Annotated in this window: 17 protein-coding genes; 11 read left to right on the top strand and 6 right to left on the bottom strand. The window is 63.3% G+C overall.

Translation table 11 applies throughout. The features are described from left to right. Positions 1–137 precede the first annotated feature (137 nt). The 4 genes from G442_RS20385 (at position 138) to G442_RS0101555 (ending at position 6,946) form a co-directional block, all read left to right on the top strand. Entirely contained in the window at positions 138–1,418 is a 1,281-nt protein-coding gene (locus tag G442_RS20385; RefSeq protein WP_051291858.1) for a TolC family protein, read from the top strand. Next, on the top strand, positions 1,415–2,602 hold the full coding sequence (locus tag G442_RS20380) for an efflux RND transporter periplasmic adaptor subunit (protein ID WP_051291800.1): 1,188 nt from the start codon (positions 1,415–1,417) through the stop codon (positions 2,600–2,602). Before G442_RS20385 ends, G442_RS20380 begins: the two co-directional genes overlap by 4 nt. After that, entirely contained in the window at positions 2,599–5,724 is a 3,126-nt protein-coding gene (locus G442_RS0101560; RefSeq protein ID WP_026396571.1) for an efflux RND transporter permease subunit, read from the top strand. The genes G442_RS20380 and G442_RS0101560 overlap by 4 nt, the downstream gene beginning before the upstream one ends. 181 nt (positions 5,725–5,905) lie before the next feature. After that, on the top strand, positions 5,906–6,946 hold the full coding sequence (locus G442_RS0101555) for a hypothetical protein (RefSeq protein WP_146882083.1): 1,041 nt from the start codon (positions 5,906–5,908) through the stop codon (positions 6,944–6,946). 139 nt (positions 6,947–7,085) lie between these two features. Here G442_RS0101555 and G442_RS20375 read toward each other — a convergent pair whose 3' ends face one another. The 4 genes from G442_RS20375 to G442_RS0101535 are packed head-to-tail and all read right to left on the bottom strand — an operon-like array spanning position 7,086 to position 10,118. Further along, entirely contained in the window at positions 7,086–8,264 is a 1,179-nt protein-coding gene (locus tag G442_RS20375; protein ID WP_246789287.1) for a major royal jelly family protein, read from the bottom strand. 4 nt (positions 8,265–8,268) lie between these two features. Beyond that, the gene (locus G442_RS0101545; protein WP_051291799.1) at positions 8,269–8,703 is read right to left on the bottom strand and encodes a cupin domain-containing protein; all 435 of its coding nucleotides are present in this window, start codon (positions 8,701–8,703) and stop codon (positions 8,269–8,271) included. After that, a complete protein-coding gene (locus tag G442_RS0101540; RefSeq protein WP_026396568.1) occupies positions 8,700–9,086 on the bottom strand; it encodes a nuclear transport factor 2 family protein in 387 nt (128 codons plus the stop codon). The genes G442_RS0101545 and G442_RS0101540 overlap by 4 nt, the downstream gene beginning before the upstream one ends. Before the next feature lie 12 nt (positions 9,087–9,098). After that, positions 9,099–10,118: a zinc-binding alcohol dehydrogenase family protein gene (locus G442_RS0101535; protein WP_026396567.1), complete on the bottom strand. Its 1,020-nt coding sequence runs from the start codon at positions 10,116–10,118 to the stop codon at positions 9,099–9,101. A 100-nt stretch (positions 10,119–10,218) separates the two neighbouring features. Between G442_RS0101535 and G442_RS20370 the strand changes: the two genes are divergently transcribed. Further along, on the top strand, positions 10,219–10,599 hold the full coding sequence (locus G442_RS20370) for a winged helix-turn-helix transcriptional regulator (RefSeq protein ID WP_174766877.1): 381 nt from the start codon (positions 10,219–10,221) through the stop codon (positions 10,597–10,599). Positions 10,600–10,646: 47 nt separating this feature from the next. On the opposite strand, the gene G442_RS0101525 is transcribed toward G442_RS20370, so the two are convergent. Then, positions 10,647–11,102 carry an Ivy family c-type lysozyme inhibitor gene (locus G442_RS0101525; protein ID WP_026396566.1) on the bottom strand — a complete coding sequence of 152 codons (456 nt, stop codon included), beginning with the start codon at positions 11,100–11,102 and terminating at the stop codon, positions 10,647–10,649. 93 nt (positions 11,103–11,195) lie between these two features. Continuing rightward, the gene (locus G442_RS0101520) at positions 11,196–11,660 is read right to left on the bottom strand and encodes a hypothetical protein (RefSeq protein WP_246789286.1); all 465 of its coding nucleotides are present in this window, start codon (positions 11,658–11,660) and stop codon (positions 11,196–11,198) included. 42 nt (positions 11,661–11,702) lie between these two features. Between G442_RS0101520 and parC the strand changes: the two genes are divergently transcribed. The 6 genes from parC (at position 11,703) to G442_RS20360 (ending at position 20,584) form a co-directional block, all read left to right on the top strand. Beyond that, positions 11,703–13,910 (top strand): DNA topoisomerase IV subunit A, encoded by a 2,208-nt coding sequence (gene parC / locus G442_RS0101515; RefSeq protein WP_026396564.1) that lies wholly within the window; start codon positions 11,703–11,705, stop codon positions 13,908–13,910. 465 nt (positions 13,911–14,375) lie between these two features. Beyond that, positions 14,376–16,118 (top strand): hypothetical protein, encoded by a 1,743-nt coding sequence (locus G442_RS0101510; RefSeq protein ID WP_026396563.1) that lies wholly within the window; start codon positions 14,376–14,378, stop codon positions 16,116–16,118. Then, positions 16,115–17,107, top strand: a complete 993-nt coding sequence (locus G442_RS20365) for a hypothetical protein (protein WP_051291798.1) — start codon at positions 16,115–16,117, stop codon at positions 17,105–17,107. Before G442_RS0101510 ends, G442_RS20365 begins: the two co-directional genes overlap by 4 nt. Continuing rightward, complete coding sequence (locus G442_RS0101500) at positions 17,104–17,706, top strand: hypothetical protein (RefSeq protein WP_026396562.1); 603 nt, start codon at positions 17,104–17,106, stop codon at positions 17,704–17,706. Before G442_RS20365 ends, G442_RS0101500 begins: the two co-directional genes overlap by 4 nt. After that, positions 17,703–18,968 (top strand): hypothetical protein, encoded by a 1,266-nt coding sequence (locus G442_RS24810; protein WP_026396561.1) that lies wholly within the window; start codon positions 17,703–17,705, stop codon positions 18,966–18,968. The genes G442_RS0101500 and G442_RS24810 overlap by 4 nt, the downstream gene beginning before the upstream one ends. Beyond that, entirely contained in the window at positions 18,965–20,584 is a 1,620-nt protein-coding gene (locus G442_RS20360; RefSeq protein WP_051291797.1) for an NADH-quinone oxidoreductase subunit D-related protein, read from the top strand. Before G442_RS24810 ends, G442_RS20360 begins: the two co-directional genes overlap by 4 nt. Positions 20,585–20,625 lie beyond the last annotated feature (41 nt).

Below are 20,625 nucleotides of genomic sequence, written 5' to 3'. Positions count from 1 at the left end.
AAAACGAAAATTTGCATACCGCTCGCATGCTCGATGTGTTTCGCGATTTCAATTGTCATTTTATTTTTATTGAAAATATTTTAATGTTAAAACATACTTTGTAATTCACGATCCTACCGGGTATGCAAAAAGAAGGCATGAGATCGAAAGAGCGCTTGCCCGCCCTTGCGGCGGCACATGGTCGCGCCCTTGCGCTTGTCCCCCGCATTCTTGGCGCTGCGACATCCATCGTCGCGCTTGCTTTCGCGACGCCAGTTGGCAGGGCGGAAAGCCTGCACGAGGCGATCATCGCGGCCTGGAGCGCCGATCCGGAGGCGCGGTCCAGCCAGACGGACGCAAACGCCGCACATAAATCCGCCAGCGCGCTTGACGCGTGGTTTCCTTCCGGCCCGGTTCTCAGCGGCGAATACCTCGATGACCATTTCATAGGCAGCAAGGTCGGATACACGACGTATCAGGGCAGCGTAAGCATGCCGCTCTGGTTGCCGGGGCAAGGTTCGGCAAGCGTGCGCAATGCGCAGGCGGACGAGTCCGTCGCGCGTTCGCGCCTGAAGGTCCAGCGTCTTCTGATGGCTGTCCGGGTGCTTGACCTTACCAGCGCCGCTGTTGCGCTCCGGCGGGAAATCGCCAATCTCCGGTCGACTCAGGGTTTGCTCGACCAGACCCTGTCCGCGTCGCAGAAGGCGCTGAGAACAGGAGAGATCGCCGCCTCCGATCACGAGGCGATCGTGGCTGAGCGGGAAGACGTAGCGGGCCAAATTCCTGACAGGGAGCAACGGATAGAGACCGCGCGTGCGGAATTGCTGACTCTGACGGGAACGGACGAAATTCCGGACCTGATGGCGCTGGACGGCCGCCTTCTGGCTGCACGCGTGCAGAAACTCGACCCCCGCAATGATCCCCGGATCGAACTGGCGGATGCGCTGGTGGGCAGCGCGAAGGCGTCTTACGATCTTGCGAAGCGGTCATACATGCCCAATCCGGAAATCGGCGTGTCTCTGTCCCGGCAGGAGCAGTACGGAAGTCCGTGGGACACGCAGTTCGGCGTGCAGTTTCAGACCGCACTGCCAAGCTCCGCGCGAAACGTGCCAATGCTGATGAAGGGCGTGAGCGCCATGGGCGCTGCGAACCGGGACGCGGAGCTGGCGCGCCGGAAGGTCGCCGTCGAATATCGGCAGGCTGAAGCGCGAATGTCCTCTGCTCTCGTGGTTCTGGGCCATGCGCGGGCCACGCAACAGGCGTTGAGCGCGCGGGCCTCCCAACTGGGCAAGGCATGGAGCGTCGGAGAGACGCCGGTTATCGAATATCTTCGCGCCAGACGTGCGGAACTGGACGCGAACCAGCGTGCGACGCAGGCCGATGTATTGTGGAGATCCGCTCTTGTAAGAATACTCCTCATGACCGGACAGACGCCATGAGAACTGCATCGTTCCTGTGCGTAGCGTTTCTCTGCGCTCTGGGCGCGATATTCGGCGTCGCATCTCCGGAGCCTGCTCTGGCGCAGGCGGATTGGCCGACAACGCCCATGATGATCGCCCCGGAGGCGCTGAAGACCCTTGGGATCAACACGGCGGCGGCGCGTCCGGGCGCAATCGCGCCGCACATCGACGCGCAGGCCTATATCGCAGCGGACGAAAGGCGCATCAGCAGGATTCACCCCGTCGGCGCCGGGCGCGTCCGGGAAGTGCTGGTGAGTCCGGGGCAGATCGTTCGTCGTGGCGATGCGTTGCTGACCTACGATGATTTCAGCCTGAGCGACGAGAAGCAGAAGCTGCTCGGCGCGCAGGCGGCGCTGCAGCAGGCGGAGGCGCTCGAACAGGATGCGGCGCTCGCCTGGAAACGCGCCAGCGCACTGCGCGGCGGAGTCGTGTCTGCGGGGGAGGCTGAACGGCGTAAGGCCCGGCTGGCCGACGCTCGGGCGATGGTCGCTCAGCGGCGGTCGATGGTGCAGAACGAGACTGAACGGATGGCCCGTTTTTCCTCGCCGACGCAAAGGGCGCAGGGGATCGTGTCCAGTGTCATATCGCCTGTCGACGGCGTGGTGCTGCGTATCAATGTCACCGTTGGCGGCGACGTGTCGAACGCTACGGTGGCGCCTGTGGAGGTCGATGACCTCAGCGCCGTCTGGATTGTCTCCCAGGTGTCGGAAGCCGACGCAGCCCGGCTGTCGGTCGGCGACCGGCAGGAGACGCGCGTCGCGACGGAGCGGAAGGCGATTGAGTCCAAAGTCGATCTGATCGAGGGGGGCGTCGATCCGGGGACGCGTCGCGTGCTGGTGCGCAGTCTCGTGAAGAACGCGGACCGCTCCCTGCGGGCGGGCATGCTGGTGCGCACGCGTCTGTTCTTCGCCGGAACGGTAAGCGGCCAGATAGTGCCGGCGAGCGCCCTTCAGACGATCGGGGCGTTGCCGTGCGTCTTCGTGCAGATCGCGCCAGACCGCTACGAAGCGCGTCATGTCGAGGTTGGTCCGTCTCTGAACGGGGAGGTGGTGATCGCCAGCGGTCTGAAGGTCGGAGACATCGTGGTTACGGATGGCAGCTTCGTGCTGAAATCGCAGGCGTTGCTCAACCCGCCTGCCGACGCTGCGGCGTCGTCGCAATGAAATTCGTTCTGGGGCTGTTAAGTCGCCGCCGCGCGGTTCTCGGCGCGGCGGTTCTGCTGATGATCGTCGGCGTGTTCGACCTGCGCTCGCTGGCCGTGGAGCCGGTACCGGACATATCGCCGCGTCAGGTGCTGGTCTCCGTCAGCGCGCCCGGATTGCCGACGCAGGAGGTCGAGCGGCTGGTCACCCTGCCGGTGGAGACCGTGCTTTCGGGCGTGGTCGGGCTTGATACGATGAGGTCGGTGTCGCGCACTGGCGTATCGGTGCTCTATCTGCAATTCGGCGACAACACCAATATCTATCGTGACCGTGAACTCGTCTCCCAGCGACTGGCGGAAGCGCGGGACGCCGTTCCGATCCACCACGTCTCGATCTCGATGGGGCCCATGACGACGGGCATGGGCGAGATCATGCATTTGCAGATCCTCGGTCCAGGCCGTTCTCTTGCCGAACTCAACAGGATCATGACGTGGAGCGTCGTGCCGAAGCTCCGGCTGGTTCCCGGCGTCGTGGACGTTAACGTCAACGGCGGCGCGGCCGAGACTTATGAGGTGGAACTCGATCCTCAGACGCTGCGGCGGTATGGCGTGTCGGCGGAAGATGTGTTCGACGCGGTCGATACAGGCAATGAGGCGGCCGGCGGCGCATGGATCGAGCATAATGACGAGCAGCGCGTCATCGTCGGCCGGTCGCTGATCGACAGCCTCGACGAACTGGGAGCGATCGAGGTCCGTAGTGGTCCGAACGGCGAGGCGATCCATGTGCGCGATCTCGGGGCCGTTCATGAGGGAAGGCTGCCCAGGCTTGGCGCGGTGACGCGGGACGGAGAAGGCGAAATCGTCAACGCCGTGGTTTTGCTGCGCGAAGGCGCGAACGCGCGTCAGGCGTTGGCGCGAATCAAGAAGGCCCTGCCGGAACTTAACCGTTCGCTGCCGCAGGGCGTAAGGCTGGTCCCTTATTACAGCCGCTCCACGCTGACCAACGTCACCATCATGACCGTGCGCGACAACCTGTTGATGGGCGCGGCGCTGGTTTTCGTCGTGCTGATGGCGGTGATCGGTGACTGGCGCGCGGCGCTGGTCATCATTTCGGTCATTCCATTTTCGCTGCTGGTCGCAATGGTCGGGATGAATCATCTCGGCATCTCGGCGAACCTGCTCAGCCTTGGCGCCATCGATTTCGGGATGATCGTCGACAGCGCTCTGGTCATCGTGGAGACGGTGCTCAGCCGCAGGCCCACGCCCGGGATGTCGTTCGCTGAAGGCATCGCGGCGACTGTGAGCCTCATCGCCCGCCCTGTGACGTTCGCCATTCTGATCATCATCCTCGTCTACCTGCCGATCCTTACTCTGGAGGGGATCGAAGGACGGATGTTCAGGCCCATGGCGGAGACGGTCATTCTCGGACTTCTGGCGTCGCTGGCTTTCGCGCTGGTCTGCGTGCCGCCGCTGTGCCTGATGCTGATGAAACCTCCTGCGATGCACGAAAACCACGCAGAGGCGGATCACGAGGACGCGGAGCATGACGACGAAACCGGACATGACACGCGCCTGATTGCGTTTCTTCGTCGCGGTTTTCTGCCGGCTTCGCGGTATTGCGTCGCGAACACCGGTCGCGTGACGCTCGTGGCGCTGGCGATCTTCGCTGTTTCCGCGCTGCTGGCCACGCGGTTGGGTGGAGAGTTTATCCCGCAGCTTCAGGAGGGTGATCTGATCGTCACCTCCACCCGCCTGCCAGGCATATCGCTGGAGGCGTCGGTTCGCGCGGTCAATGCGATTGAAAACACGCTGAAACGCTTCCCGGAAATAAGGACTCTCGTCAGTAACACCGGAACTTCGGCAATTCCGACCGACCCGCAGGGCGGAGAGCAGACCGATACCTACATCCTGCTCAAGTCGCGATCAGAATGGCGGACGGCGGACACGCAGGAGGGACTTGTCCGTGCGTTCGACGAGGCGCTGCGGAAGTATAACCCTGGATCGCTCTACAACTGGAGCCAGCCGATCCAGATGCGGATGGACGACCTGCAATCCGGCGTGCGCTCGCAGATCGCGGTCGGGGTCTATGGCCCAGATCTCAAAGTTTTGACGGCCTTGACAGCGAAGATCGCACAGGTGATCGCAGCGGTTCCCGGCGCCGCCGATGTCGCCCCGCAGGACGTGGGGACGATCCCGTACCTGCATATCGACGTCGATCGTCAGGCCGTGGCTCGATTGAATGTGCCGACGTCCGAGGTTCTGGATGTCGTGGAGTCCATCGGTGGCCACGTCGGGCCACCCGTGTCTCTGGACGCCGCTCTTATTCCGACGGAGGTCCGTATCGAACCGTCTTCGCGCGACACACTGGAGAAGATCCGGTTATTGCCGGTCGTGACAAGGGACGATCATGTCGTTGATCTGTCGCAGGTTGCGCATATCACGCTCGACGATGGGCCTGCCGCAATACGTCGCATTCAGGGCGAACGGCGGATGATGGTGCAGGCGAACGTGCGTGGCCGCGATCTGGCGTCGTTCGTCAGCGCGGCGCAGGCCGCCGTTGCGAAGGACGCGGCTCTTCCGCCCGGCTACAGGGTCGAATGGAGCGGACAGTTCAAAAATCTCCAGACAGCATCAGCGCGTCTCGCGGTCGTTGTGCCCATAACGCTGGGGCTGATTTTCCTGCTGCTGATCCTCGCCCTGGGCGATCCCTGGTTGGCTGGCCTCGTTTTCGTCAATCTGCCTTTCGCTGCGACTGGCGGCGTCATCGCGATCTGGCTGCGTGGAATGCCGTTCAGCATCTCGGCGGGCATAGGGTTTATTGCCCTGTTTGGCGTGGCGACGCTTAACGGTGTGGTGTTGATTTCGTGGGTCAAGGAAAAGCGCCGTAACGGCATGGACGCTTTTTCCGCCGCGACCACTGCGGCGCGCGAACGGTTTCGGCCGGTCATGGCGACGGCCTCGGTCGCGTGCCTGGGCTTCTTTCCCATGGCGTTTTCCATGAGCGAGGGGGCGGAGGTTGAAAAACCGTTGGCGACCGTCGTGATCGGCGGCCTCGTGTCGTGTACGGCGCTGACGTTGCTGGTGCTGCCTTCGCTATATATCAAGCTGAGTCACTGGAGAGAACGACGCGCGCCGGGACGGTGATTGGAGCGCGAGCGCTTCTATCCGGGCGAGAGACATACGGCGTTGATCTTGCGGCGCCTCACGCGGCGTTATCGAGAAAGTACTTCCATATTTCCTGCCGTAAGGAGCAGTCTGAGTTCCTCTATGACGTGATCGGCATGACGCCTGATTGAGAGATGGTCGCCAGCGGAGGTAATGCGTAGTGCTGAAAAGACTGTTTTTATGCGACTCCGATTCCACTATGGGCCATGTAAAGCTCGCGCAATACGCGGAGCGTTCGATCAATCTTCTGCACGACACTGACGGTTCTGAAAAATCCGCATTCTCGCTCTTCGGCCCTTTGCCAACACAAGCGGACACGGCGTCCTATTTTGAGGTCTGGAGTCCTCTTAGGCGTCCTAACTTCATTCTTCTGACCGGCCTTGAACAGCCCGATTCACAGTTTTTTAAACATGAGGGCAATCTCTCTAGATATATGGAACAGTTTGATGCGGTAGAGTGCTGGTTCGACCCAACGGTGCGTGGACAGATCACGCTGGTTCATTTTCTTGTTTATCTCGGTAGCTTCGACGTCGTGCCGGGTAATGTCAGTTTGATTCATTCCGGTGACGCAGTCGGGAGCATCAGTGCGGATGCCCTTCTGCGGCTCAGGCCCAAAAAAATAGGGCTCGCTCAAGATCATATTCAGGCCGCCCGGCGGTTCTGGTCGGCGTTTGGTCAGCCAGATCCGCGAAAGTTTTCTCAATTGACGCCAAACGCTGTGGGGGCTCTTCCATTCCTGTATCAAGCGGGCCGTAAAATGCTCACCGAGCTTCCAGCGCACGACACAGGCCTGAGCGCGACACAGGCGGCGCTTGTCACGCAGGCGCTTAACCCGGACGCCAACTGGGCGTCTGTGGTAAATGGCGCCTATGCGGAGCTCGGCGGCCCCCGGTTCGATAGCTGCTATATTGAGGAGAGCCTGCAACAATTGGCGGCGGGGCCAACGCCTGTGATCCGTGGGACTTTGCCAAATCCGCTAAGGCGGGCTCCGGTTGCGGGTCAGGCCTTTCCACAGGCGGCTTATGACGCCCACCGGAACAGCCGGTTGAGTTTGACGGACATTGGTCTGCGTCTGGCGGCGGGGCAGGCCGATATGGCTGACTATGTCCCGATTCATCGGTGGTGGGGCAACACTGAACTTACAAACGACACGCTCTGGCGCTGGAACGCGCAAAAGCAGTGCGTGTTGGAGCCTCAATGAGCAATGTCATTTACGCTCTGAAGGCCCAAAAAGCGATTTGCCCTTCGCCCGACCGTAGCTGATACGACCATGGGTCAGGCGCAAATTGCCCATGTTGATGGAACTTCGATTTTCGGCGCGCTCGTGCGGGTGCGGCTCACTAACCGCCTGAACGGATGCCTCGTTCGGTAGTTGGCGCTGCCCGGCCATATCGGCCGGGACGTACTTTCATGGACAGCAGCAGAAATGGGAGAGCTACGCGCGACCGGCCCTGCTGAAACTGCGGCAGCCTGTTGAGTTGCGCGACCGGAAGCCACAGTTGTCCATCATGAGTAAGAAATGGCGCATCCGCCCAGTTCAGACGATCATCAGAGACAAGCGGCGTTATCCGCCCGTCCGGATCACGCCGATAGACAGTCTTGTCCTTCAGGACCGTAAAGTAGAGAGCGCCCTGTTCGTCCATCGCGCTGCCGCCAATCGGAGGCAAATCCGCCCAGGGTTCGACGGATGCGGCAAGCGTTGCGGCGGGGGTCGCCGGGTTGTCCAGCAACGCGGTAGGAACTTTCGACCACGGCCCCTCGAGGGGACCGAAATAGAGGAAGCGCCCGTCAGGGCTGACTTCCAGAGGGTCGGCGTTGACCAGAAGGGGCGCACCATTGCTGGTTCTTACGACATCGCCCTCCATGACGATTGGCCGTCCGGGACGCGCCTGTGTCGCTGGAACGCCGTCGAGAACACGTCGACAGACGCCCGTTGCGATATCAAGCACCAAAATCGCGCCTTTTCCCGCATCGGTCAGATAAGCGTGCGGACCGTTGAAGCGGATATCGTCGATATAGCTTCCCCGCGGCGCCACGTCTGGACCCAGAGCGTAAATTCGGAGAACGTTTCCCGTCTGCGGATCGAGCCTGACCAGTTTCGGGCCGTTTACGAGCGTTGGTCCGCCAAATTGCGGCGTTCCGGTGTCGACAACCCAGAGCGCTCCTTCCGGATCGATATGCAGGGCGTTCACATTGACGAAATGCTTTGTGGCGTCGAGACCCGGTTTCCAGCTATTCCATTCAACAGTCGGAAATGCTTGCAGAGCGCCTTGCTTTGTCAGAATTGCAACGGAGGGACCGTGAGAACCGGTCCAGCGTGGCCCGGCGACGATTACGCGATCCGCAGAGATGGCCACGGCATTCCAGTCCAGCTCCGAACTCGACGCCTGCACGTCCAGAATGGATGTCCGGGCATTGCCGGAATGCAGAGCCCAAAAACCGTAAAGGAAGAACCCGGCCGCCATGGCGGCGTATCGAATGCGTCGCCGTGAGGAACTCGCGGAGTTGGTTTTTCTCACGACGTCATATCCCCGCGATAAACTGTTTTGACGCTCCGTCTTCCTGATTGACGAATGTGACGTCGTCCTGTTCCCGACGGGGCGTGTCGATCGCCAGGAACACGACGGGGGAGCGCAGTATGCGCGGCAAGGCGTGCACCGCCCGCCGGGGGAAGACGAGAAGATGTCCGGGCGCGAAAGCAGCCTCTGTCGCCGGGTCGTCGATCCAGAATGTTCCCTCGCCAGAAAGGACATGCAGGATTTCGTCGCATTGAGTGTGATAATGCGCAGGGACGCCGCGGTAGACGCGAAAAACCCGGATGCTGCGTGACGGCGTGTCAGTCAGGTAGGTGTCCAGCAGCATCGTGTCGGCCGCATCCGGAAACGATGACGCGATGGCGTTGAGGTCGAAGCGATCACCTTTCACGCCTTTGAGGGACGAGTGTTGGTCGGTGGTCACGAGCCCGCCTCCTCACTGCGTAGAAGATCCTGCAGGCGTGCAGTGTCCGCGACTTGATGAAGCGCGACGATCTGGCCATTTCGAACGGTCCAGAAATGCGCAAAAGCGACAGTTCCTGCTTGTCCGCGCTTCGTGCGCACCTGATAAAATCCCGACGTCGCGACGTTTTCCCCGCAAACCACGAATGTCTCGGGTTGCGCGGCGTATTCTGTGAAATGGCTTTTGACGGCGGGGAAAAAACGTTCGGTCACTGCCCGCCGTCCGACATGGCGTCCCCCTTCGGGGAACGTGTCAAGAACGGTCCAGACGATATCATCCGCCAGCAGCGATGCATCGCCGGTCGCATACCAAAGACGCACGATATCCGTTGGTTCTGTACTCATGATTGACGCCTTTCACACGCCGAAGCCTGAGAGAACGATTTTTCCCTTCGCCTGACCGCTTTCGATAAGAGCGTGAGCCCGACGCAAATTGCTTGCGTTGATCGGGCCAAAATTCTCGCCCAGCGTCGTGCGGATGCGGCCGCTGTCCACCAGAGCAGAGACCTCGTTCAGAAGCTTGCCCTGCTCGGCCATATCGGCTGTGCCGTACATGGGGCGGGTGAACATCAGTTCCCAGTGGAGCGACAAACTCTTGCGCTTGAACGGCATTGCGTCGAGCGTCTGCGGATCGTCGATCAATCCGAAATGCCCCTGCGGCGCCAGCAGTTCCACGATATCGGCATAGTGTTGGTCCGTTTGGGTCGTAGAGAACACGAACCCTGGAGCGCCAGTCGGAAGGCTTGCGATCTGCGCGGCGAGGGGCGAACGATGGTCGACCACATGATGCGCGCCAAGGCTACGGACCCATTCCTGTGTTTCCGGACGTGAGGCGGTGGCTATGACGGTCACGTCCGTCAGGGCGCGCGCCAGCTGGATCGCGATCGAGCCGACGCCGCCCGCGCCGCCGATGATCAGCAGGGTTGGCGTCGTTCCGGGCACGTTCCGCCTAATATCGAGGCGATCAAACAGCATTTCCCAGGCCGTGATCGCAGTCAGCGGGAGGGCCGCGGCCTGCGCCCAGTCCAGTGATTTTGGTTTGCGCCCGACAATGCGTTCATCGACCAGATGAAACTCGGCGTTCGTGCCCGGTCGCGGCAGCGACCCAGCGTAGAAGACCTCATCTCCTACCGCGAAATCACGCACCTCTGGGCCTATCGCCGTGACGACACCGGCGGCGTCCCAGCCGAGAACACGCCACTGGCCCGGTGCGGGCGCGGCGCTTTTTCGTACCTTGGCGTCGACGGGATTGACAGAAATTGCACGGATTTCGACCAGAAGGTCGCGCCCGGTCGGGGTGGGCGTGGGAAGTTCGATGTCCTCCAGTGCGCTGGGGGCGTCGATTGGGAGGGAAGACTGATAACCAACGGCACGCATGATTTCTGCTCCATCATTGTATGAAATGAAGATGGGGCGCTATCATCACTCTCTGCAAGAACGCACATATAACGCCCATAGTATCGGAAATGATACCGTCATGCCCCGTATCCGCCATAAACAACTGGACTGCAGCCCGGGTTGCGCTGTGGAGGCGACGCTCGAACTGATCGACGGAAAGTGGAAGGGCGTCATTCTCTTTCACCTTCTGCAAGGAACGTTGCGCTTCAACGCAATTCGCAAGCTTTTGCCGAACGTCACGCAGCGTATGCTGACAGCACAGCTACGTGAACTGGAGCAGGACGGCTTCGTGCTGCGGACGGTTTATGCGGAAGTGCCTCCCAAAGTGGAGTACAGCCTGACTGAGCGCGGACGATCTCTGGAGCCCGTCATCATGGCGTTGAAACATTGGGGGGACGCGCATGCGTATTTCGAAAAGAAAACGGCATCCCACGAGGCTTTTGCGGCCGCCGCTGAATAAAGCCGTTCGCTCTCGGGTTTTAGGCCTTGGCTCGGAGAGTGAGGCGTCTATTTTTCTGCCGGAAAGGCGAACGCCTCAGGGTGATTGAAAAGACTGCCGGTGATCGCCGCGTAAAGGATCGTTTTCCCGTCGATGCTCTCTGGTCCGCCGCCGATATTGAACCACGTCAGCGTTTCTTTGGGGACGCCGTTCGTAGCCTCAAAGCGCAAGCCATAAATCGTCGCATTGTCGAAGAGAATGGCGAGTTGATGATTGCCGCAATCATGTCGTTTGCATGCAAGCAGCACCGTATATGGCTTGCCGTCCATCGTGACAGACACGGCTTCGGATGACGTGGCGTTTTTCAGCCAGTCTGGTTTGGACGTCTTTCCAAACATTGCGTTCAGTCGCGCGGACCAGTGTGGGTCCGTTGAATAGGTATTGAACGTCGCGGGGTCTGCCTGAGCGGAGGAAACTGTGACGCCGACAGCGAGCATGACTCCCAGCAATGCGCCCAATTTCATGAAATTCTCCCGTAACTGTTTTTTGTTTTTTCTTTAGACGGTCTGTTTTCAATCTACCGGCAAGGAGGCGATTGTGAAAGCTCTGGCACGTCCTCACCACTCTGCGCCGATGACATGCCGTGGCTGAGACGGTCCCGGATCGGCGTTGCCTGACCATACGCTCCAGTCCCATCCCGGATGCTGGTTGAGTTCCGCGGTCATGGCGGCGTAGGCGGGCGCCTGATGCCCGCGTGAATACTCGGCGAACGCGGAGCGTCCGCCCATATAGACGCAACCGCACCCGAGCCGGTCAGCATAGAGATAAACCGGCCCTGTCGCAGTCGGTCGGTATGTCAGCATGCCCGCAGGCAACAGGTTCATCATGGCGTAGCGTTCGGTCGTGTCGGCGTAATGGGCGGTGAAACCGCTATGCGCGAGTTCATCTCCAGTCTTCAGAAATGGCGCGGCCGGGGAGCACGCGCTCAGCGTGACGAGCGTCGCCAGCGGCAACGCCGTTTGCAGCGACAGGGCGTGGATGCGTTCTGATCGCGTTGTGCGGCGACAGGGCGTGTTGGCCAAAACGTGGCTCTCCGTTATGTGTGGCGCCCATGGAGGACCGGTATGAGTGACACGTTCGAAGGCCATATTGAGGATACGAAGCTCGCCGACGCGCTGAGCGAGCGGTACCTGGCCTACGCCATGTCCACCATCATGTCCCGGTCGCTTCCCGACGTGCGCGACGGGCTGAAGCCGGTGCATCGGCGTCTCGTGTACGCGATGCATCAGCTTCGCCTCGATCCCACATCCGGGTTTAAAAAGTGTGCACGCGTCGTCGGCGACGTAATCGGTAAATACCACCCGCATGGCGACGCTTCGGTCTACGAGGCGCTGGTGCGTCTTGCGCAGGATTTCGCCGTGCGTTTCCCGCTCGTCGAAGGGCAGGGAAATTTCGGTTCGGTCGACGGCGATAACGCGGCGGCCATGCGATACACCGAAGCGCGCCTGACGAAGGTGGCGCAGGCGCTGCTGGAAGGCATCGCCGACGACGCCGTCGATTTTCGCCCGACCTATGACGGGGAAGAAAGCGAACCCGTCGTGCTTCCGGCAGCCTTTCCGAACCTGCTAGCCAACGGCGCAGCGGGCATCGCCGTCGGCATGGCCACCAGCATCCCGCCGCACAACGCAGGAGAAATCTGCGCCGCCGCCGCGCTGCTGATCCGCAAGCCGGACGCGACGACCGCCGAGTTGCTGCAGCACATGCCCGGCCCGGATTTCCCGACGGGCGGTCTGATCGTCGAAGAACCTGCGGCGATCCTGCAGGCGTATGAAACCGGCCGTGGCGGCTTTCGCATCCGCGCGCGCTGGGCGGTCGAGCAGGGACGCTTCGGAACCTGGCAGATCGTGGTCACCGAAATTCCGTATCAGGTGCAGAAGTCGCGCCTGATCGAGCAGATCGCGGATCTGATCGAGCAAAAGAAACTGCCGCTGCTCGGCGACGTGCGCGACGAAAGCGCCGAGGACATCCGCCTGATCCTCGAGCCCAAGACCCGCGCCGTGGATGCCGAGGTCCTGATGGAGACGATGTTCCGCGCCACCGCGCTGGAAAGCCGTTTCCCGCTGAACATGAACGTGCTCGGTCCCGACCGCGCGCCCGGCGTGCTTGGCCTGCGGCAGGTCCTGCGCGCATGGCTCGATCACCGGCATGAGGTTCTGGAGCGCCGCAGCCGCCATCGCCTGGCCGCAGTTGAGCGCCGGATCGAGATTCTGGAGGGTTTCCTCGCCGTCTACGCGAACCTCGACGAGGTGATCCGCATCATCCGCGAGGAAGACGACGCCCGCGCCGGTCTGATGGCGGCGTTCAGCCTGACAGAGGTTCAGGCGGAAGCGATCCTGAACATGCGCCTGCGCAGCCTGCGCAAGCTCGAAGAGATCGAGATCCGCAAGGAGCATGGGTCTCTAAGCGCTGAACGAGATTCTCTGAAGGCGCTGCTCGGCGACGTCACGCTGCGCTGGGCGAACATCGCCAACGAGGTGAAGGCGATCGGCAAGGCGTTTGGCTCCGGCGCGCTCGGCGCCCGGCGCAGCACGCTGGCTGCGGCGCCGGAGAAAATCGACATCTCCGCAGCCACCATGATCGAGCGCGAGCCGCTGACCCTGATCCTGTCCGAAAAAGGGTGGGTCCGGGCGGTCAAGGGGCATGGAATCGACGCTGCGGCGCAGAAGTTCAAGGAGGGCGATTCGCTGCGTCTGGCCCTGCCGTGCCAGAGCACGGACCGGATCTGCTTCTTTGCGACGGATGGGCGCGCCTACACGGTCAACGCCGCCGACCTGCCGCGTGGCCGCGGCGACGGGCAGCCAGTTCGTTTGATGATGGATCTTTCGAACGACGAGGACATCCTCGCCGTCTTCCCGCTGGGCGTTCATGAAAAATGGCTGGTGGCCTCCAGCGCCGGACGCGGCATGCTGGTTGCGGACGCTGATCTCGCAGCAGAAAAGCGTAGCGGGCGACAGGTGCTGAACCTCAAGGGCGACGAAAGCGCCGCTGTCTGCTCCGCAGTCGAGGGCGATCACGTCGCGGTGCTGGGAACCAACCGTCGCTTCCTGATTTTCCCGCTCGACCAGATGCCGGTCATGGCCCGTGGCCTCGGCGTCGCGCTGCAGAAATATGCGGATGGCGGATTGAAGCAGGCGGCGACCTTCTCCGCTGAAACGGGACTGCTCTGGGCGGGCGCCGCACGGCCGCGCGGCTTCGAGGACCTGAAGCAATGGCTCGGCAAGCGTGGCGCTCCTGGCAAACCCGCCGCCCCGTGGGCGCTGCGCAAGGGCTGAGACGCCCCACTAGTCTGTGCGCAACTGCGTTTCGGAGCGTTTCCAGAAAGGTTTTTCCAGACGGCAGCCACGGACGCGCGGCCTCGGCATGCTCTGGAGATTTTTTGGCGAGCCTCCGCAGGGTGAGGCCACGTCGGAGCCCGAGGGTAGGGGGGCGCTGCTTCTTTTGAGAAGGCGGGCCGCGCCTCAACACGTCGGATCCGTAATCTGAGGTCAACCCAACGGACATCGAAAGGCGTTGTTAGGAAACCAGGCGTATCGTCGCGGGCTTGAGGCGCGGGTCCGGGCGCCAACTTCTTTGGCTGCGCGATCAGTTTCTCGTCCCGACAGATTCCGTCCGGCTCGACGATGCTCTAGGATCACGCCGAACACGTCACGCGCTTTTCGACCGGACCACCACCAATACTCACTTTCCTTCCCTTCGCGTTTGCGGTCGCAGCCTGCATCCTCGCCGATAATCGTGCGGTGCACGCCCGGCTCGTAACGATCTCCGTCGCCCTGTGGGTCGCGGCGCCATTATGTGGCGTCTGTTGTGCGGCGTTTCCCGCCGTTGCGGTCTGGCCGTTTCCTTCGGGCGCCGCTTTTGCGCGGCCTGACGCAATTGGCGCGTTGTTTCTCTTTCCTCTGGCGCTCGTTCCCTTGGCTCTGGCCGGAGCGTCTCATGCCGCCGCAACTTCGGCCGGAGCGCGAGACCGTACTGATTGGGGTTACGCTCTGGCGTGCCTGGCCACGTTTTGCGTTGATCCCGTTTTGCTCGCTTTCGTCGTGTCGGGTGCGGTTCTGGTCGCCGCCAGGCCGTCCCGCGGCGGTGGCGACGTCGCCGCGCCCGCGTTGCTGCTGGGCGCCGCCTGCCTGTGGCGGTCGGACTGGCTGATTTGCGGCGCCCTCTTGCTGTGCGTGTCAGGGGGCGGGACGAAGCGGGTCGACCGGTCGCATCTGCTCGTCATGAGCCTTGCCCTCCTTGTGGCGTCACGTAGCGTATTGCAGCACGCTGAGCCGCTCGCAGCAGGCCCGACTGCGCTTCTGATGGCCGGCGCGCTTGTGGTCGGCGCATGGAGGGCCGTGCGTGCGTTGGCCTGCCGAACGCTAAGCGAGGCTCTTTTGTCTCTGGCGTCGATTGTTTTCGCTTTCATGCTCGTTGCCGCCGCATTGGCCGCTCAGGCGAGAGCGGCGGACATGGCGCTGTCCGCCAGCACGGCGGAGAAGGCTTTCGTGCTCGGGCTTGTGACCGTGTGGCCTGCCGCCGCCGTGTTGTTGGCGCTGGGGGATGCGGTCACCGCACGCGCCGGGTCTGATCACCTGGATCGGCTCGGGGGTCTGCCGCTTTTCGCGCCTCGCCTCGCCAGTCTGTTCGCGGGCGCGCTGTTTCTTGTCTCCTTCCTGCCGCCTTCGGGGGCGTTTTCCCTCCTTTGGCTGGAGACTGAAATCGTTCTCGAATCGCCGGCTGGCGATTCCCTTGCTGCAAAGACGCCATTCCTGCTGACGCTGGCCTGTTTCGGGGCGCTCGTCGGGTTGGCTGGACTCGCCTCCGCCCGTGTTGCGACACAGACCCTGTTGGGCGGCGCGCGGACGCCACGCATGGCGGCGACGCAGGACGTTGCGTGGCCCGAGGCTACGCCTGTTCTTTGTGGCCTGGGCCTCACCATGGCGGCGGCGCTCGCGCCGGGCGTTCTTTTCTTCGCGGCCCGGCCGGTTCTGCGCGCATTTTCAGGCGGCGCCGGGTTCACCGATCAGACGCAGTTGCTGAGCCTGATCGCGCCGGACGGCCTTTCGCGGTTTACGCCGCTGGCGCTGTTCGTCTGCGTGGTCTTCGCGGCCAGCCTGGCGCGCATCGCCAAGGTCCGGCCTGCCAGACAAAGCCCGATGGAAGATGCGTCCGGATCACGCTTCGGCGCCGCCTTTCTGGCTGAACGGGGATCGTCGCAATCGGCGCCGTGGGCCGGCGGCATGAAGACCCGCGCTTCCTGGTTGCCTTTTGGCGAGCCGCGTATATGGCCTTCCCTCTCCATGCAGGGCGATCTGGCCCGCGTGCTGCTCTGGCCGGGCTGCGGCGCGACATGGCGCAGAGGCCTCCGTCGGCAGGCGCGGCTGCTGATCACAGGCGTCCGCATATTGTCCGTTCGTGTATCGCGCGTCGAGGATCAGGGGCTCGCCATCGCTCTCGCGCTGGCGGGATTGGGCCTGATCATAGGGGCGCTCTGGGGATGACGGCGATGCATCTGTTTCTCTCCCTGATCGTGCTGGCGGCGCAACTGGCTGCGGTGGTTCTCACCGCGCCGCTGATCGCCGGAGTGCGCGATCATTTCGCCGCGCGTCTGACCGGCGGGGGGGCTCCGTCGTCGCTTCTGCGCTGGCGGCGGATTGTGTCTGCGTGGCGCACGCCCTCGGTTGATTTTTCAGACATCATTCCCTCGAACCCACTTCTTGTCGCTGCTGCTCCGTTGGCTTGCGGGGCGGCGATAACGGCGGCTTGTCTGGCTCCGGCCTTCTCGGTTCATCTGACGCCCGCCGGTTCTGCCGATATCCTGATGATCGGCGGCCTTCTGGCGGCCGCACGGTTTCTTGTCCAACTGCCCGCCTTGAACGACCCGGCGGAGATTTCAGGAGGCGCCATGCTGCGTCTCGCGGCTGGAGCGACAGCGGCGCCTGCGTTGCTGCTGATCGTGGCGCTTCTTTTCGCCACTGGCGTTACGACGGATCTGGATGCGGTTCTGGCAGGGCTGCGTGAGGATGAAACTGCTCCACGGGGAGCGTTCCTGCTCGCCGGGGTCGCGTTGCTCGCCATAGGGCCGACGTGGGGAGTGTCAGAGCCTCTTGAAGCTCAGGGGAGCGAACGTGCGATGCTGATGCTTGCGAGCGATGTGCTCGACCTCACGTGGATCACACTTGCGGGCGATCTCGCGTGGCCGCGCGCGCTTGCCGCGCCGCCAGTCTCGGGGGCGAGCGTTTCAGCGCAGTTCGTCTGGTTTGGCGATTGTGGTCTGACGGCGGCGTTCTGGCTGGCGCGGGCGGCGGTCGTCGCCTGTGTGCTGGCGTCGGCCCGCGCGATCGCTTTCGGTCCGGTGGCGACTGCGCGACTGCGTGGCGGTCTGGCGCTCGTGCTCGCGGTGTTGGCCCTGCAACTGGCGGCTACGCCGTCAGAACCGTCTTCGGAAACGTGGGCCGCCCCCGACGCTGCAGGAAGCGCCTCTCGATGAGCATCGTGCTCGCCCTCCTTGAACTGGCCTCTCTGGCTCTCGTACTGGTCGGTTTCGCCGCCGCGCCCGTTCTGGCCGTGGCGACGGCGTTGCTGGTTATCGACGCTTCGTTCGATTTCCGCTCTCCGGACGTCTTTGCGCTGTGGTTCGCCGCCGCTGCGGCGCTGCTTGCGGGCGGCGTTCCGGCGTGGCGTCTGCGTGGCTACGCCTCCGTTTCGTCTGTCGTGACAGGCCGTTCGGTTGCGACGTTCGGATTGGCGCTGCTGCTGGTCGTCGGAGCGGGGTTAAGCTTTTCTGACCCGGTCGCCACCGCAATCGGAGCGACGAGCGCCAGCGTCATCAGAGGCGGCGCCGGGGTGGCGCTCCCGGTTACGCTGGTCGGCGTGACGGTGGCGGCGCTTGGCGCGGGACCATTGCGGCAGTTCGCCGGCGTGCTTGCGGCGTGCGATGGCGCGCTCTTGCTGGCCGTCTGTCGTGGAGAGATCCCGCCGATCTGGGCGGTGAGCGCGGTCATGCTGGCGTTGTCGGGCGCCGGGTTGCGTTTTGTCGAGCGCCTGTCACTGCGTCGTGTCGGGGACGAGCCCGAGGCCCCGTCATGACTGAAGTGGTCGATCTGTTGGTTCTGGCTGCTCTCGCCTGGCCTTTTCTGGCCGGGATTGCGCTCGGCGCGATCGGGCAGGGGCGTAGCGTTTCGGTTGCAGTTCCCGTCGCCGCAGTCGGTCTGCTTTTGTCTGTAATGGCCGGGATAATCGCTGCGACCGGGCATGGTCGTCCGTCGATGTCGTGGGTGGACACCGGATCGGTTGCGATATGGGGACGCGTGCTGGTCTCGGTCGGGCTGGTCATGGAGCTGCTGGCTGCGGCGCCCCGGGCTCTGTCTTCTCAAGCTGCCGCTTTTCAGGCAGGCGCGCTTCACGAAGAGGCGGTCGCGTCGGGAGACGAGCGTGGCGAGCACTTCTCCCGGTCAGACCGGGAGAAGCTGGGACCTGCGCTTTCGTTTTGGGGCGCGGGATTCACGGCCCTCGCGCTTTCTCTGGCTCTGACGCCGGTAGCATTGGCCATGCTGCTTACGGGCTCGGCGTTGCTGACCGTCTTTCACGACGGAAGAAGAGGAGCGGCGCTCTCCGGATGGGACGCTCTTCGCCGGAATGCCGTAGGCGCGCTGACCGCGATTGCAGGGGCGGCGCATCCGGTAGCGGCTTCTGGCGCCGTCCTGTTGGGCGCCGGTTTCGTTATACTGGGCGGCCTGTTCCCCGTCGCGCCGTTCGTGGTGGAGCAATATCTTCGTAACGGGGGTCGAGAAACGCTGTCGTCGGCGCGTGTCCTGAGCGTGTTCAGGTTCTGCATGGCGGCGATCCTGCTGGCCACGGTCCAGGTGGGCTCGGAACCCGTGTCGTTGTTCGCGCCACTGTCGTTCGCTCTGATCGTGACTGGATTCCTTTCCGTCGTTGTATCGGCGGCGCGACTGGTGAGCGGATCGGCAGCCGGGCGACCGATGCTCGTCGTGTCGGGATGTCTCGGGCTTGCGGCGATCGCGGCGTCCGCAGGTTGCCCGAGCGCCGCGCTGCTGGCTCTCATGGGACCGACGTTGGCGGCGCCCTGGCTGTTGGAGAATGGCGTTCCAGGTCGTGGCGACCCGGTCTCGGCGTTCTTGCAACGGCAGGCGGGAGTCCTGCTTGTGCTTCCTGCGTTCGGCGCGGTGCTTCTCCTTACGCAGGCGCTTCAGGCTCATTCAATCTTGCTGGCGGCCCTGGTCGTCGTGGCGCCGTTTCCGGCTATGGCGCGACGACGTGGAGCGGGCGCCGATCAAGCCGTGGCTCGGTCGGGTGTCAGCGGCTTTGCAGACGGGGTGGAGAGATGAATGGCGGTCTCATCCCCTTCGGCGCGCCACCGAAAGAAGACGCGGAGGGGCTCCGTGACAGCGCTGCGCTGATACGATCCGGGCGCGCGGTCGGCGCGTCGTGGCGCTTCGAACTTGACGAGATGGAATGGCGAGGCTTGCAGGAGAGCTTGTCCGCCGACCCCTTGTCCTTCATCGGATTGTGGTGCGACGGAGACACAGTGCAGGCGCTGTTCGCCGATCCGCGTCAGGGCGGAGACCGGCCACTGATGGCCGTCCTGAAGCTGGATGGGGCACGTTATCCCGGTCTGTCGGGGCCGCGCCCGGCCGCCGCGTCGTTCGAGCGGCGAATCAATGATCTATGGGGCGTCGAGGCGATGGACGCGCGCGATACGCGCCCGCTTGTCGATCATGCCGCATGGACCGCGAGCGCGCCTCTGTCCGCCCGGCCGGGGGCTGCGACATACGCGCCCGAGATTCCGGAATTCGGACAACTTCCGGATGCGGTGGTTCGATCCGGGACTATCGCCACACGCGGCCCCGCGAATGGCGGGTTCGCTGCCCCTGCGCATTTGCTGCTTGGCGTCGCGCCCGGCCCGACCGGACCAGCTGTGGCTTCTGTCGAAAGTCGCGTCGGCTACACCCACCGCGGGGTCGCTTCGCGCATGTGCGGCGGCACTGCTTTGGCGGCGGCGGATCTGGCGGGGCGTATTTCGGTAAGCATGGCGGCGGCCCATCAATGGGCGTTTTGCATGGCGGCGGAGCGGGCGGCAGGCGTTGCCACGCCTCTAATCGCCGAGGTCGCGCGGGCGGCGTTATGCGAGATCGAACGTGTTTCCGCGCATCTGACCGCGCTCGCGCGCCTGGCGCAGGTGGCGGACGCTGCGCTTGTAAGCGCACGCCTGTTCGCGGCACGGGAAACGCTCATGAGGTTCTGTGGCAAGGCGCTGGGCAAGCGCACGCTGATGGATTGCATATGTCCGGGTGGGGTCGCCATTGGCGGCGCCGCGTCCGGCGGGGACGCGCGCTCGGAAACGCAGGTTCTGGCGTGGGTGTGTCAGGAACTGGCGGCGTTCGGCCGCAGTGAGGTCGCCGCGTTGCGTGGCGTGTGGCGCACGACGCCGGGACTGCTCGCGCGCCTTGCCGGTCTGGGGATGACACGACGTGCGGAAATGGACGCATTGGGACTGGGCGGCGTCGTCGGACGGGCTTGTGGGCGCGGTGGCGATCTCAGGCTGGGGCAGGCGGCCTATGGCGCCGTGCAGTTGCGGCCTTGCGCCCGTACCGGCGGCGACGCCCGTGCGCGCGCCGACCTTCGGATTGACGAGATTCTGGAGAGTCTGGAGCTTCTCGATTCACTGGGCGCGACATTGCTGGCTGAGGAGGCAGACGCTCTGTGCGCCGCCTTCCCCACGCCGGTTGACCCGTGTTGGGGGTTCGGCGCTGTGGAGGCGGCTCATGGCGCTGTCTGGTATGTCGTAGGGTTGGGTAAGGGGCGTGTGGAACAGGTCTTTATCGCCGACCCTTCTCCCTCCATCTTGATGGCGCAGGAAGCGGCGCTTGTTGGCGCAAGGGCTTTGGATGTGGATGTCGTGACGGCGTCTTTCGGCGTCTCGGCGGCGGCGGTGGATCAATGAAGTCTTTGACGGATGTTGATAAGCTGGGGCGGAGGCGACCT

It is taken from the genome of Acetobacter nitrogenifigens DSM 23921 = NBRC 105050 (assembly GCF_000429165.1).
Classification (GTDB): Bacteria; Pseudomonadota; Alphaproteobacteria; order Acetobacterales; family Acetobacteraceae; genus Acetobacter; species Acetobacter nitrogenifigens.
This window is presented reverse-complemented; position numbering and strand designations above follow the sequence as displayed.

What these genes read in the sequence shown, in the direction of transcription:
- G442_RS20385 (WP_051291858.1), top strand. Translation starts at nt 138, where the DNA reads ATGAGATCGAAAGAGCGCTTGCCCGCCCTTGCGGCGGCACATGGTCGC.
- G442_RS20380 (WP_051291800.1), top strand. Translation starts at nt 1,415, where the DNA reads ATGAGAACTGCATCGTTCCTGTGCGTAGCGTTTCTCTGCGCTCTGGGC.
- G442_RS0101560 (WP_026396571.1), top strand. Translation starts at nt 2,599, where the DNA reads ATGAAATTCGTTCTGGGGCTGTTAAGTCGCCGCCGCGCGGTTCTCGGC.
- G442_RS0101540 (WP_026396568.1), bottom strand. Translation starts at nt 9,086, where the DNA reads ATGAGTACAGAACCAACGGATATCGTGCGTCTTTGGTATGCGACCGGC.
- G442_RS0101535 (WP_026396567.1), bottom strand. Translation starts at nt 10,118, where the DNA reads ATGCGTGCCGTTGGTTATCAGTCTTCCCTCCCAATCGACGCCCCCAGC.
- G442_RS20370 (WP_174766877.1), top strand. Translation starts at nt 10,219, where the DNA reads ATGCCCCGTATCCGCCATAAACAACTGGACTGCAGCCCGGGTTGCGCT.
- G442_RS0101525 (WP_026396566.1), bottom strand. Translation starts at nt 11,102, where the DNA reads ATGAAATTGGGCGCATTGCTGGGAGTCATGCTCGCTGTCGGCGTCACA.
- parC (WP_026396564.1), top strand. Translation starts at nt 11,703, where the DNA reads ATGAGTGACACGTTCGAAGGCCATATTGAGGATACGAAGCTCGCCGAC.
- G442_RS20365 (WP_051291798.1), top strand. Translation starts at nt 16,115, where the DNA reads ATGACGGCGATGCATCTGTTTCTCTCCCTGATCGTGCTGGCGGCGCAA.
- G442_RS0101500 (WP_026396562.1), top strand. Translation starts at nt 17,104, where the DNA reads ATGAGCATCGTGCTCGCCCTCCTTGAACTGGCCTCTCTGGCTCTCGTA.
- G442_RS24810 (WP_026396561.1), top strand. Translation starts at nt 17,703, where the DNA reads ATGACTGAAGTGGTCGATCTGTTGGTTCTGGCTGCTCTCGCCTGGCCT.
- G442_RS20360 (WP_051291797.1), top strand. Translation starts at nt 18,965, where the DNA reads ATGAATGGCGGTCTCATCCCCTTCGGCGCGCCACCGAAAGAAGACGCG.